General features: G+C 62.3%; 12 protein-coding genes. 3 read left to right on the plus strand and 9 right to left on the minus strand.

Features of this window, described 5'->3' with window-relative positions:
• Positions 1 to 92: 92 nt before the first annotated feature.
• From AB7783_RS15880 to AB7783_RS15890, 3 genes are read left to right on the plus strand one after another with little or no spacing between them, the layout of a single operon-like run.
• Entirely contained in the window at positions 93 to 1,133 is a 1,041-nt protein-coding gene (locus AB7783_RS15880; protein ID WP_184511522.1) for a branched-chain amino acid ABC transporter permease, read from the plus strand.
• 5 nt (positions 1,134 to 1,138) lie between these two features.
• Positions 1,139 to 2,914, plus strand: coding sequence for a branched-chain amino acid ABC transporter ATP-binding protein/permease (locus AB7783_RS15885; RefSeq protein WP_441278173.1), 1,776 nt, complete (start codon positions 1,139 to 1,141; stop codon positions 2,912 to 2,914).
• Complete coding sequence (locus tag AB7783_RS15890) at positions 2,911 to 3,642, plus strand: ABC transporter ATP-binding protein (RefSeq protein ID WP_441278174.1); 732 nt, start codon at positions 2,911 to 2,913, stop codon at positions 3,640 to 3,642. Before AB7783_RS15885 ends, AB7783_RS15890 begins: the two co-directional genes overlap by 4 nt.
• Positions 3,643 to 3,707: 65 nt before the next feature.
• Here the strand turns inward: AB7783_RS15890 and AB7783_RS15895 are convergent, their stop codons facing one another.
• From AB7783_RS15895 to AB7783_RS15935, 9 genes are all read right to left on the minus strand, one after another.
• Positions 3,708 to 4,856: an ABC transporter substrate-binding protein gene (locus tag AB7783_RS15895; protein ID WP_441278175.1), complete on the minus strand. Its 1,149-nt coding sequence runs from the start codon at positions 4,854 to 4,856 to the stop codon at positions 3,708 to 3,710.
• Between the two features lie 192 nt (positions 4,857 to 5,048).
• Entirely contained in the window at positions 5,049 to 6,197 is a 1,149-nt protein-coding gene (locus tag AB7783_RS15900) for an ABC transporter substrate-binding protein (RefSeq protein ID WP_441278176.1), read from the minus strand.
• A gap of 129 nt (positions 6,198 to 6,326) precedes the next feature.
• The gene (locus AB7783_RS15905) at positions 6,327 to 7,088 is read right to left on the minus strand and encodes an SDR family NAD(P)-dependent oxidoreductase (RefSeq protein ID WP_441278177.1); all 762 of its coding nucleotides are present in this window, start codon (positions 7,086 to 7,088) and stop codon (positions 6,327 to 6,329) included.
• 48 nt (positions 7,089 to 7,136) lie between these two features.
• Positions 7,137 to 9,020, minus strand: coding sequence for a feruloyl-CoA synthase (locus AB7783_RS15910; RefSeq protein WP_441278178.1), 1,884 nt, complete (start codon positions 9,018 to 9,020; stop codon positions 7,137 to 7,139).
• A gap of 65 nt (positions 9,021 to 9,085) precedes the next feature.
• Positions 9,086 to 9,877 (minus strand): crotonase/enoyl-CoA hydratase family protein, encoded by a 792-nt coding sequence (locus AB7783_RS15915; protein WP_441278179.1) that lies wholly within the window; start codon positions 9,875 to 9,877, stop codon positions 9,086 to 9,088.
• Between the two features lie 164 nt (positions 9,878 to 10,041).
• A complete protein-coding gene (locus AB7783_RS15920; RefSeq protein ID WP_231079693.1) occupies positions 10,042 to 10,974 on the minus strand; it encodes a cyclase family protein in 933 nt (310 codons plus the stop codon).
• Between the two features lie 180 nt (positions 10,975 to 11,154).
• Complete coding sequence (locus AB7783_RS15925) at positions 11,155 to 11,619, minus strand: DUF3237 domain-containing protein (RefSeq protein ID WP_231079692.1); 465 nt, start codon at positions 11,617 to 11,619, stop codon at positions 11,155 to 11,157.
• 4 nt (positions 11,620 to 11,623) lie between these two features.
• Positions 11,624 to 12,934 (minus strand): TRAP transporter large permease, encoded by a 1,311-nt coding sequence (locus AB7783_RS15930; RefSeq protein WP_441278180.1) that lies wholly within the window; start codon positions 12,932 to 12,934, stop codon positions 11,624 to 11,626.
• A gap of 5 nt (positions 12,935 to 12,939) precedes the next feature.
• Positions 12,940 to 13,434: a TRAP transporter small permease gene (locus tag AB7783_RS15935; protein ID WP_231081064.1), complete on the minus strand. Its 495-nt coding sequence runs from the start codon at positions 13,432 to 13,434 to the stop codon at positions 12,940 to 12,942.
• Positions 13,435 to 13,472 lie beyond the last annotated feature (38 nt).

Here is a 13,472-nt window from a genome sequence, read left to right on the forward strand (position 1 = left end):
TATCAAATAGACGGCGGGTTTCAACCGCCGTTGTTGATCGTCCCGCGCCTGTGGTATCCGGCGCGCCAGACAGTGTGGGGGAGCGCGCGGCTTTGAATACGACGATTTTGCTGTTCCTTTTGCAGGACGGCATCACCAATGGCGCGATCTATGCGCTGCTCGGGCTGGCCCTGGTGCTGGTCTTTGCGGTTACACGCATCATCCTGATCCCCCAGGGCGAATTCATCACCTTCGGCGCGCTGACCTATGCCAGCCTCTCGGCCGGCCAGATGCCGGGCACCATCAAGCTCGCCGTCGCCATGGGCGTCGTGGCCTTTGCCTTCGATCTCTTCACCTTCCGCAAGGCGCTCCATGCCAAGCGCGTACTGCGCTCGATTGCGGTCAACATCGTGTTCCCGCTGGCGATCTGGGGCGTGATGTGGGCGCTGGGTGGACGGCCGGGGAATATCGCCCTCAACATCGCGCTGTCGCTGCTGATCGTCGCCGCCATCGGCCTTTATCTCTATCGCATCGCGTTCCAGCCGATCGCCCACACATCGGTTCTGGTGCTGCTGATCGCGTCGGTGGGCTGCCACCTGGCGCTGCAGGGCTTCGGCCTCGTCTTCTTCGGCGCCGAAGGCCAGCGCGGCCCAGCGATCTCCTCCGACGCTATCACCATCGGCGCACTGCGCTTCACCGGCCAGAGCATCGCCGTCTATGGCATCACCATCGCGCTGATCGTCGGGTTGTGGCTGTTCTTCGGCTACACGCTTTATGGCAAAGCGCTGCGCGCCACGGCGGTAAACCGCCTCGGTGCTCGCCTCGCCGGCATCCGCACCTCACTGTCGGGTCAGATCGCATTCCTGCTGGCCTCGGTCATCGGCGCCATCTCGGGCATCCTGATCGTCCCGATCACCACGCTCTATTACGACACCGGCTTCCTGATCGGCCTGAAGGGCTTCGTCGCCGCGATCATCGGCGGCCTCGTCAGCTATCCGCTCACCGCCGCGGCCGCGATCCTGGTCGGCTGCGTCGAGGCATTCTCGTCCTTCTATGCGAGCAACTACAAAGAGGTCATCGTCTTCACGCTGATCCTTCCGGTTCTGGTGCTGCGCTCGCTCGCCGCACCTGAAGTCGAAGAAGAGAAGGATTAAGCGCCATGCAACAGCGTCTCCTTCCCATTCTCGTTTTCGCGCTGGTGATGGCTGCGATCCCCTTCGTGCCGGGCGTGCCGCCATTCTGGATCGTGCTGCTCGACAATATCGGCCTCGCCGCGCTCGTCGCCATGGGCCTCGTGCTGCTCACCGGCGTCGGCGGCCTGACCTCATTCGGCCAGGCGGCGTTCTGCGGTTTCGGCGCCTATACGACGGCCTATCTCACCACCGCCTATGGCATGTCGCCGTGGCTGACGCTGCCGATGTCGCTGATCGTCTCGGGCCTCGCCGCGGTACTGCTCGGCATCATCACCATGCGTCTGTCGGGCCACTATCTTCCGCTCGGCACCATCGCCTGGGGCATCAGCCTGTTCTATCTGTTCAGCAAGCTGGAATTCCTCGGCCGTAACGACGGCATTTCGGGCATCCCGCCACTGTCGATCGGCACGTGGAAGATGCTGGATCCCGGCTCGATCTATTTCCCGATCTGGATCGCGGTCATCATCTGCGCGCTGCTGTCCATGAACCTTCTGGACTCGCGGACCGGCCGCGCCATCCGCGCGCTGCGTCGTGGCCATATCGCCGCCGAAGCCTTCGGCGTGCAGACGGCGCGCGCGAAGCTCCTGGTCTTCATCTACGCAGCAGTTCTCGCCGGCCTGTCCGGCTGGCTCTATGCGCATTTCCAGCGCGCTGCGAATCCGACGCCGTTCGGACCACATCTCGGTATCGAATATCTGTTCATCGCGGTGGTCGGCGGCGCCGGCTATGTCTGGGGCGGTGTGCTCGGTACGGCCGTGGTCGTGATCCTCAAGGAAGTCCTGCAGAGCTATCTGCCGCTGATCTTCGGCGGCGGCGGTGGCCAGCTCGAAACCGTCGTATTCGGCATCCTGCTCGTGGCGCTGCTGCAGCTCGCACCCACCGGCATGTGGCCGTGGCTGACCGCGTGGCTCCCGGCTGGCGACAGCCGCAAGCGCCCCACGCCAGCCGATGCACTGCCCGCCCGCAACGACCACCGTCCGGACACCGGCGTCTTGCTGCAGGTCGACAAGGCACGCAAGCAGTTCGGCGGCGTCGTCGCCGTCAACGACGTATCGTTCAACGTGCAGGCACGCGAGATCGTCGCTTTGATCGGCCCCAACGGCGCCGGCAAGAGTACGACCTTCAACCTCATCACCGGCGTACTGGCCGCGACCGCCGGCAAGGTCACGGTACTCGGCAAGAGTGTGTCCGGCGCGCCGCCGCAGGAGATCGTCAAACTCGGCATTGCCCGTACCTTCCAGCATGTGAAGCTGGTGCCCGACATGACTGTGCTGGAAAACGTCGCCCTCGGTGCGCATCTGCGCGGACGTTCGGGTGCCATCGCCAGCATGCTGCGGCTCGACCGCGCCGACGAAGCGAAGCTGCTCGCGGAAGCTGCCAAGCAGATCGAACGTGTCGGTCTCGGCGACCAGATGAACCAGCTCGCAGGATCCTTGTCGCTCGGCCAGCAGCGCATCGTCGAGATCGCCCGCGCACTCTGCGTCGATCCGATGCTGCTGCTGCTCGACGAGCCCGCCGCCGGCCTGCGCCACATGGAAAAGCAACAGCTCGCGACGCTGCTGCGCCAGCTCCGCGACGGCGGCATGTCGGTGCTGCTGGTCGAACACGACATGGGCTTCGTCATGAATCTCGCCAACCGCATCGTAGTGCTCGATTTCGGCACCAAGATCGCCGAGGGCACACCGGCTGACATCAAGACCAATCCCGACGTCATCAAGGCCTATCTGGGAGCGGTCGCATGAGCGCGTTGCTACAAGTCTCTGATGCGCATGTCGCCTATGGCAAGGTCGAGGCCGTGCGTGCGGTCAATCTCGAGGTTCGCGCCGACGAGATCGTCACGATCATTGGCGCCAATGGCGCCGGCAAAACCACGCTGCTCAATGCGGTGATGGGTATCCTGCCGTTGAAGGGTGGCGTGGCATTCGCCGGACAGGACGTCTCCAAGATCGACATCGAGGACCGCGTCGCTGCGGGCCTGAGCCTCGTCCCCGAACATCGCGAATTGTTCGCCACGATGAATGTGGAAGACAACCTGCTGCTCGGCGCCTTCCGTATCGACAAGGCGACTGCCGCGCGATCTTTCGAGCACGTCTACACCCTGTTCCCGCGCCTCAAGGAACGCCGCAAGCAGCTCGCCGGCACATTGTCGGGCGGCGAACAGCAGATGCTGGCCATGGGCCGCGCACTGATGGGCGCGCCGAAGCTGCTGATGCTCGACGAACCAAGCCTCGGCCTCGCCCCGATCATCGTCGCCGACATTTTCCGCATCGTCAGCGAGCTCAGGGCGGCCGGCGTCTCGGTGCTGCTGGTCGAGCAGAATGCGCAGGCGGCACTGAAGATCGCTGACCGCGCTTATGTGATGGAGCTCGGCGAGTTCATCCTGGATGGCGCCGCCAGCGACATCGCCAGCAACCAACGCGTGGTGGCGAGCTATCTTGGCTTTCAGCACGAAGGCGCGAGCGCAATCTGATCTCGATCATATGAAAAAGCCGGCTGCCTCGCGACAGCCGACCTTCGTTTGAGCGGTGTGCTGGCTTACTTCGCCGGAACGTACTTCCCGTCCTTCACCGTCAGCAGGATCCGCGAACGGTCGTCGACGCCGTTGCGGTCCTGTTCGGTGTAGTTGTAAACGCCCTGTGTCGCGGCGATTTCCTTCTCGCTCATCAGCGCCTGGCGGATGGCTTCGCGGAATTCCGGGGTGCCGGGCTTGGCGGTCTTCAACGCCACGGGCACGACGCGCTTCAGCACTTCGAATACGTCATAGGCATGACCGGCGAACTGGCTGCGGCTGTTGGCGCCGTATTTGGCCTCGTAGGCTGCGTTGAGTTCAAGGCCGGGCTTCTTGGTCAGCGCCGAGTCCGGCTGGCCTTCCGGGTACATCACGGGACCAGCAGCCATCAGCACACCTTCGGCGGACTTGCCGGCGATGCGGATGAAGTCTGATGAGGCGGCGCCGTGGGTCTGATAGATCAGGCCCTTGTAGCCGCGGTCGCGCAGTTCGGACTGCGGCATGCCGGCACCGGTGCCGGCGGCGCCGATCAGGATGGCATCGGGATTAGCTGCAATCAGCTTCAGCGCCTGGCCGGTGATCGACGTATCCGGACGCGCGAAGCGCTCATCATCGACGATGGACATACCCATCGCTGATGTCTGCGCCTTGAGGTCGTTGAACCACAGGTCGCCATAGCTGTCCGAATAGCCGACATAGCCGATGGTCTTCACGCCGTGGACCTTCATGTGGTCGTACATGACCTTGCCGACGATCTCGACTGGCTGCGGCATATCCACCGACCACTTCACACGCGCTGGCGTAAACGGCATCGGCGACAGGCTGAAATGCGGCACACCGGCTTCGTTGGCGACCGCCGACATGGCGACCGAGGACGGCACGATCGACGAGCCGACCATGATGTCGGCCTTGGATTCCGACACGAACCGGCGCGCGTTGGTGGTGGCGATGGACGGATCGCCGCCGTCGTCGAGCACAATCAGCTTCAACGGCACGCCGCCGATGTCCTTGGGCACGAATTCCAGCGCGTTGCGCTCGGGCACGCCCAGCGCGGCCGCGGGGCCCGTGGTGGAAATGCTGATGCCGACGGTGATGTCGGCAGTCTGGGTTTCGGCCGGGGTGGCAATCGCCAGCGAGACGGCAACAGCCGCGATCGCCAGATGAAGCTTAGACATGTCTTATCTTTCTCGTGTGGAAGCGGAGAGCGCCGAAAGCGGCAGCGATACCGGCAGACGTGGCGCTGGTTGTGGCCGCGCGAAGGCTCGCGCACAGCAAAAAGCCGACCCTCTGGCGAGGGCCGGCCTTGTTATCGAAAAATGCCGGCGAAGCAAAGGCGCTTCGCGCCCCTGCCCTCCGTCAGATCTGCATTACTGGGCGAGAACGTATTTGCCGTCTTTCACCGTCAGCAAGATGCGCGAACGCTCATCCAGACCATACCGATCCTTTTCCGTGAAGTTGTATACGCCCTGGGTGGCGGCAATCTCACGCTCGGTGAGCAGCGCCTGCCGGATCGCCTCGCGGAACTCGGGGGTGCCGGGCTTGGCGGTCTTCAGCGCCGTCGGAACCACCCGCTTCAGCACCTCGAAGGCGTCATAGGAGTGGCCGGCGAACTGGCTGCGGCTGTTGGGGCCATATTTGGCCTCATAGGCGGAATTGAGCGTCATGCCGGGCTTCTTGGTCAGCGCGGTGTCGGCTTGGCCTTCCGGATACATCACCGGGCCGGAGGCCATCAGCACGCCCTCGGCGGCCTTGCCGGCGATGCGGATGAAGTCCATCGAGGCGGCGCCGTGGGTCTGATAGATCAGGCCCTTGTAGCCCTTGTCACGCAGTTCGGTCTGCGGCAGCGCGGCCGCGGTGCCCGAGGCGCCGACCAGGATCGCGTCCGGATTGGCGGCGATCAGTTTCAGCACCTGACCAGTGACCGACGTATCCGGACGGGCAAAACGCTCTTCCGCCGCGATGTTGATACCCATCGGCACTGCCTGGGTCTTGAGATCGTTGAACCACAGATCGCCGTAGCTATCGGAATAGCCGATATAGCCGATGGTCTTGATGCCCTTGGACTTCATGTGGTCGTACATCACCTTGCCGACGATTGGCACGGGCTGGGGCATGGCCACTGACCACTTGGCGCGTTCCGGCGTGATCGGCAGCGGCGACAACGCGAAATGCGGGATGCCGGCTTCGTTGGCCACATTGGACACCGCAATGCTGGTTGGCGTCACCGCCGAGCCCATGATGAGGTCGGCCTTGGATTCGGTCATGAACCGGCGAGCATTGGTGGTCGCGGTGGTCGGATCGCCGCCATCGTCGAGCACGATGATCTTAAGCGGCACGCCGCCGATTTCCTTCGGCACGAATTCCAGCGCGTTGCGTTCGGGAATGCCCAGCGCGGCCGCGGGGCCCGTGGTTGACGTGGTGATGCCGATAGTGATGTCAGAGGTCTGGGCAACAGCCGGGCCGGCCAGTGCCAGCGAAGCGGCAACGGCCGCGATCGCCAAGTGATGCTTGGTCATGGGTCTCTCCCTCAAGGTCATTTTTTATATGGTCAGCTAAATCAAAGTTCGGCTGGCTTATCAGCCCCTTCTTTAGGTCAGTGCGCCCGTACCGGTAAAGGGCTGGCGCACTGATGCTTTGCCGCAGGCTTAACGTGGCGCCATGCGCAGCGAGGCGTCGAGCCGGACCACCTCGCCGTTCAGATACGGATTATCGATCATGTGCAGTGCGAGAGACGCGAATTCGTCGGCATGGCCGAGCCGGCGTGGGAACGGGATCGCTGCGGCGAGACTGTCCTGCGCCTCCTGCGGCAGGCCCGCCAAAAGCGGCGTCATGAACAGGCCCGGCGCGATGGTCAGCACGCGGATGCCGAACTGGGCCATCTCGCGGGCAATGGGCAGCGTCATGCCGACGATGCCGCCCTTGGACGCCGAATAGGCGGACTGGCCGATCTGGCCGTCATAGGCCGCCACCGAGGCTGTCGAGATCACCACGCCGCGCTCGCCGGTCTCCAGCGGCTCCAGCTTGGACATCGGGTCCGTTGCCAGGCGGATCATATTGAACGAGCCAATCAGGTTGACGCGAATGACCTTGTCGAAATCGCCGAGCGCCATCGGACCATCGCGGCCGATCACGCGCTTGGCGACGCCGATGCCAGCGCAGTTCACCAGCACACGCGCCGGGCCGTGCGCATTGGCGGCGGCGGCGACCGCGGCTTCAGCGGAGGCGGCGTCGGACACGTCGCAGGAAATGGCAACACCGCCGATTTCCTTGGCGACGGCTTCGGCGAGGGCGATGTTGAGATCGAGCAGCGTGACTTTCGCGCCCTGCGCGGCGAGCCTGCGGGCGGTCGCAGCGCCGAGACCGGAAGCGCCACCCGTGACGATAGCGGCCTGGTTCTTCAATTGCATGATGTCCTCCCCTGTTCGATTTCTCTGCCGTTCATTGGCGGCTTTCAACTAGATCGCGATCACTTTCGCGACTTCCGGATTCCCATAGATATCGTCGATCAACCTGGCGCGATGCTCCAGCACCGCGCGCTGATTGACCGAGCCCTTGTCCGTGACCTCGCCGCGATCGATGGACAGTGGTGTGTCGAGCAGCACCACCTTGGCAATCCGCGTGGAGGACCCCGTCGCGCCAGCCATGAAACGTGCGAGGCGCTCACGAAACGCGTTGCGGATGATCGGATCATTGGCCGCCGCAGCGAGGTCGCCCACAGGAAGATCGGGATTGATCACGCGGCAGCCATCGAGATCGAGAATAACGAGAGCTGCGAGTTCGTCGCGGTTGATGCCGGCGATGACGACATCGCGCACCAGCGGCGCGCAGGTGCCGACGAAGCGCGCGCGCAGCGGGCCAACACTGACCCAGGTGCCGCTGCCGAGCTTGAAATCCTCGGAGATGCGGCCGTCGAAATCAAACCCGGCGGAGAGATCATCGGGATCGACGGCCTTCAGCGCATCGCCGAAGATGTAATAGCCTTCCTCGTCGAACGCCTTCGCGGTCAGTTCCGGCTCGCGCCAATAGCCCGGCGTGATGTTCGGCCCTTTAGCGCGCACTTCCATCTTGCCGTTGTTCGGCACCAGCTTGGCATCGTTGCCCGGCACCGGAAGGCCGACATGGCCTGAGCGACTGGTCACCGGATTGACGCACATGAAGAAGGGCGAGGTCTCGGTCGCGCCGAGACCCGTCAGCATAGGCACGCGCACGCCCGTGGCTTGCACCGACAGTTCGTCAAGACTGTCCCAGACATAGGCGGACAGCGCTGCGCCGGAGAAGAACATTGCGTGCAGCCGCGCGAAGAATTTTTCACGCAGCGCGGCATCTTCGCGCAGATAGGGCAGCAGCGATTCATAGCCTTTGGGGACGTTGAAATAGACCGTCGGCGAGATCTCGCGGAGATTACGAATTGTCTGTTCGATACCCGCGGGCGTCGGCTTGCCGTCGTCGAGATACATCGAACCGCCATTGAACAGCGTCAGCCCGATATTATGATTACCGCCAAAGGTGTGATTCCATGGCAGCCAGTCGATGATCACCGGCGGCTCGTCCTTCAGGAAGGCCAGCGTATCGCGCAGCATGATCTGGTTGGCGCACATCATGCGCTGGGTGTTGATCACAGCCTTCGGATTGCCGGTGGAGCCGGAGGTCAGCAAAAACTTCGCGATGGAATCGGGACCGATGGCTGCGTTCGCTGCGTCGAGATTGGCGGCCTCCGGCGTCACGAGCAGATCGGAGAGTTTGGTCACGCGCCGGTCCGGCAGAGCGCCGGTGGAAACGACGACTTCGGTGTTGGCCGGTACATTGAAGTGAATGGCGTTCGTGAACGCATTGGCGTCATCGACGAAGACCAGCCCCGGCGTCAGCAGCTTCATGAGATAGCCGAGCTTGCCGTAATCCTTCGACACCAGCGAATAGGCCGGCGACACCGGCGCGTAGGGAATGCCAGCATAGAGCGCGCCGAAGGCGATCAGTGCATGATCGACCGAATTGCCGGAGAGAATGACGATGGGCTTGTCGGCGGACAGCTCGCGCGACAGCAGCGCCGAGGCGATGTGGCGCGCCGCATCCAGCATCTGCGCGTATGTGATTTCGCGCCAGCCGCCGCCTTCGGCGCGCTCGGCCATGAAGACGCGATCCGGCGCTTCCCTGGCCCAGTGATGCAGATAGTCGGTGACACGGTCCGGATAGTCGCCGATGGCATTGGTCGGACGCAGATAGATGGTGCCGTTATCGTGGCGTTCGATGGTGACTGCGGGATCGCCATAGGATATCGGCCGCAACGGATGCGCCGCCTCTGCCCGCTGGGTCTGATCGATCTTGTCGGCACTTGCAGACATTGTTTCCGCCCTGTGTATTCGTCCCGATTGTTGTTTTTATTTTTGTTCGTTGTCGTCTTGCCGGATTAGCCGGGTTTCACCTTGCCGGCCTTGCGCTCCAGAAAATCCCTGATGCGATTTTTTGCCTCCTGATCGCTCTGCGCCACCGAGGCCATTAGCGCTTCGAGCATCAGGCCTGTCTGCGGACTGGCTTCGGCGATCAGCGGCAAGGCTTGCAGCACGGCGAAATTTGTCAACGGCGCGTTCTGTGCGACACGCTCGGCAAGCTCGACGGCCTTGGGCAAGGCGCCGCCGGCTTCCGTCAGATACTGGGCGAAGCCGAGCGCAATGCCTTCCTCCGCCTTGTAAACACGGCCGGTGAGCATCATGTCGGCCATCCGGTGCACACCGATCAGGCGCGGCAGACGCATCGAGCCGCCACCACCGACGAAGATACCGCGACTGCCTTCCGGCAGCGCGTAATAGGCCGAGGGATCGGCAACGCGAATATGCGCGGAGCAAGCCAGTTCAAGGCCGCCACCGATGACCGCACCCTGCAGCGCTGCAATCACCGGCACGCGGCAATGCTGGATGATATCGAACACCCGGTGCCACATCCGCGAATGCATCAAGCCGGCTGTCGCGTCGCGCTCGGTGAGTTCGGACAGATCGAGACCCGCGGAAAAATGCCCGCCGATGCCGTGGACGACGACGGCACCGATTTCCTCGGGCAGCGACGCGAAGCAACGCTCGATGTCCAGGATCAGTCCATCGTTCAGCGCGTTGCGCTTGGCAGGACGGTTCAGGCCCACGATCAGCACGCGGCCTTGGGTTTCGATCTGGAGCATGGCAGCGGTAGCGGCGACGGCTTGGTTCATGAGCGCGATTAGGTCCTAGCTAGAATAATTATATCTTATAACGAATAGCGCATGAGTCAATCTTGCGGTGCAATAGGCTGATCTCGTCCCGCATAAAGTCAGGTATTCTGGTGCGACAGCGATCCGGTCTCGCCTGATAGACCGGATCGCCTCTATTACCGGGGCTAGCGGATCGCCACCGGGTTGATCATGCTCTGTACACCGCCCTTGAAGCGGGGCTGACCAAGCACAAACAGGAATTCGTAGCCTTTGTCCTTGGCCAGTTCGGACGTATCCATGTTTTCGAGGATGTAAGTCCCGTTCATCGCCAGAAGTATCTGGTGGATTTCAAATACATTGCCGGTTTCGAACGGCAGCACCTCGACGCCCCAGGTATCGGCGCCGACCGCGACGACACCCTTGCTGGTCAGATACTTAGCGCCCTCGGCGCCAAGGCCGGGCTCGCCGGCATTGTAGCGTTTATCGTCCTTGCCGAGCAGGCTGAGCCATCCCGTGTGGAACAGCACGACGTCGCCTTGCCTGATCTCAACGCCCTGCGCCTTGGCGACCTCCTCGATTTCCTTGACATTGAAAGCAGTGCCTTCCTTGACCACGTCGGTCTTGTAGTAGGCCGCCATGTCCAGCAGCACGCCACGGGTGACGAGCGGCGGCACCTTGTCGATGCCGAGCTTCTTAAGGCCAGTAGGATCACCAAAGTCTGCAATTTTGTTGCCGTTATAGTAGACGTGATTGACGCCGAGATGGCCGAGCCCGTCCATCTGGCTGCCGACGCCGACCCAGCCGTTGAGCATGTCGTCGTTGTAGGTCGCGTGATTGGGACCGAGCCCGGGGTTGCCGGCCTGACCGGGCTGCACCACGGTGATCTTGAAACCGCGGGGCGGATAGGCCGGCGTGTCCGCGCCCACCGGAATGCCGAGTGCATAGGTCTTGCCGGTCTTCACCAGCTGCGCGGCCGACTTCACCAGATCGGGCTTCATGTAGTTCGCGGCGCCGATCTCATCGTTCGGCCCCCATTTCGATTTGGTCCAGTCCTGCGCCAGCGCAGGCACAGCCATCAGTAGCGAAATCGCAGATCCAAGCACCCAAGCTCTCAGCATCGTCGCCTCCCTGTGTAACGCCGGCTTTTTGCCGGTCGATGGAGATTTAACACCAGAAATTGCGGAGAAAGTAAGCTGCCACCTCCGCCATTGCGAGCGAAGCGAAACAAATCCAGAAAGCCAAGAACTGGATTGCCGCGTCGCTTCGCTCCTCGCAATGACAGCGGAGAGGATGGAGCCCTACAGCACCTGATGCACCGCGAGTTCGACGCGATCGGGATGCCGTGCGCCGACGCCGATGAACAGGTTCTGCATCAGCCACCGATAGCTGGGATGCCCTGTCTCGAATTTCGGCACCGAGCGGAAGTAGATCAGCGCGGGATCGACCGCCTCGCCCCGAGCGATGCGGTCGAGTGCTTCTTTCGGCCCGAAGCGGACACCGATATTCTCAATATAGACCACGGCGCCGTCATCGAGTTCGAACGTATATTTCGCTTCCAGCTCGGTGAAGCCATCCGGACGGATAATCTGAAAATCGGCGCCGCCCGAATGGATCGTACCCTTGATGCCCTCGCCCTGCACAGTGCCGCCAAGGACCGGAATGACGCGACGGATGCCATATCCGAGATCACCGGCCACGATCGGCGTGCCAACCTTGATCGACAGGCTGAAGACATATTTCGTCGCAAGCTGCGGTGTGGTCACAACATCACCCGATCATCCGCATCGGCAGCCAAGTGGCAATCAGCGGGAACAGGATCAGCAGCACGAGACGGATCAGGTCGGTAACCACGAATGGCAGCACGCCTTTGAATATCGTCGACATGCTGACGTCCTTGATCACACTCTTGATGACGAACACGTTCATGCCGACCGGCGGATGAATCAGGCCGAGCTCGACGGTCATGACGATGACGATGCCGAACCAGATCGGATCGAAACCAAGCGCCATGATCACCGGAAACACGATCGGCACGGTGAGGATCACCATGGCCATGGCATCCATCAGGCAGCCCAGCACCAGATACATCAGGAGGATCAGCGCCAGCACGCCGTAGGGGCCGATGCCGAGGCCGGTGAGGAACTCGGTGACGTGCTGCGGGGTCTGGGTAATGGTGAGAAAATAGCCAAAGCACAGCGCACCGATGAGCACGGTGAACACGGCGGCCGCGGTCCGCGTCGCTTGCAGTAGTGACTGCAGGATGCCGTCCTTGTTCAGCTTGCCGCGCAGCACGCCGATGATGAAGGCGCCGACCGCGCCGACCGCACCGGCTTCGGTCGGGATGAAGAAGCCGCCATAAAGGCCGCCAATCACGAAGACGAACAGCAACAATGGCGACCAGACATCGCGGATCGCCGCGGCGCGCTCGCGCCACGAGGCTTTCGGGCCAGCCGGCAAGAAGCCCGGCTTGACCACGCCGATGATCGCAATGGTGATCATGTGCATGACGATAGCGAGCAGGCCCGGCACGATGCCGGCGATGAACAGCTTGCCGATGTCTTGCTGGGTAATAATGCCGTAAACCGCCAATACCGTGGACGGCGGCAGCATCGCGCCGAGCGTGCCACCCACGGCGATGACACCCGTGGCGAAGCTCTGCGGATAATTGAAACGCCGCATTTCCGGATAGGCAACGGCGGAGAATGTCGCGGCCGTCGCCACCGACGAACCGGAGATCGCGGCAAAGCCGCCGCAGGCGGCGATGGTCGCGATGCCCAATCCGCCCTTCCAGTGGCCGACAAAGGTGTTGGCCGCGCGAAACAGTTCACGGCTGATACCCGACACCGAAACGAAGGCGCCCATCAGGAGGAACATCGGGATCACGCCAAAGGAATAGTCCGTCACCGTCCGCATGGTAGTCTGGCCGACCAGTTTCAGCGCTGGCGCAAAACCAGTGAGATAGCCGAAGCCCGTGATGCCCACGAGCCCCATCGCCATGCCAACCGGCACGCGCAACAGCATCAACACGAACAGGCAGACAAAGCCGATGACGGCAACCGCTTCGTTACTGAGATCCATGCGATTTACTCTGCCGTCTTGATTTCGGGTTCATGCATCTCTTCCGGATGGAAGATCAGCCTGTAAGTGCGGATCGCGATCAACAGCACCGCCGAAACGTCGCCGATCCATGACAGCAGGAAGAACGGCCAGACCGGCAGTTGCAGATCCATGGTGACGATGTGGCTCGAATAAGTATCCACAACCTTGTCGAACAGCGTGTAGGTCTGCACGGTCACGACGAACAGCAGCACCAAGGTTGCGAACACGTCGATCCAGCGCTGATATTTCGGCGTGGCATTGGCCCAGACCAGATCGACGGTGATGTGCGAGCCGCGATAGGACGTCGCGGCGATGCCCCAGAAGATCAGCACGCCAAGCATGAACTGGCCGATATTGTAATAATCGGGGATCGTGACCGCAAAGAATTTTCGCATAAACACCGCGATGAAAGTGTTCAGCGCGACGATGCCGACAAAGAACGCGGCGATCCATTCGATGGAATCGATGAAGCGATCCATCACGTTCTTGCGGGGCGGATCCGGCGGAATGCCGAGGG

Origin of the sequence: Tardiphaga sp. 172_B4_N1_3, assembly GCF_052076035.1 — a bacterium.
GTDB lineage: Bacteria > Pseudomonadota > Alphaproteobacteria > Rhizobiales > Xanthobacteraceae > Tardiphaga > Tardiphaga robiniae.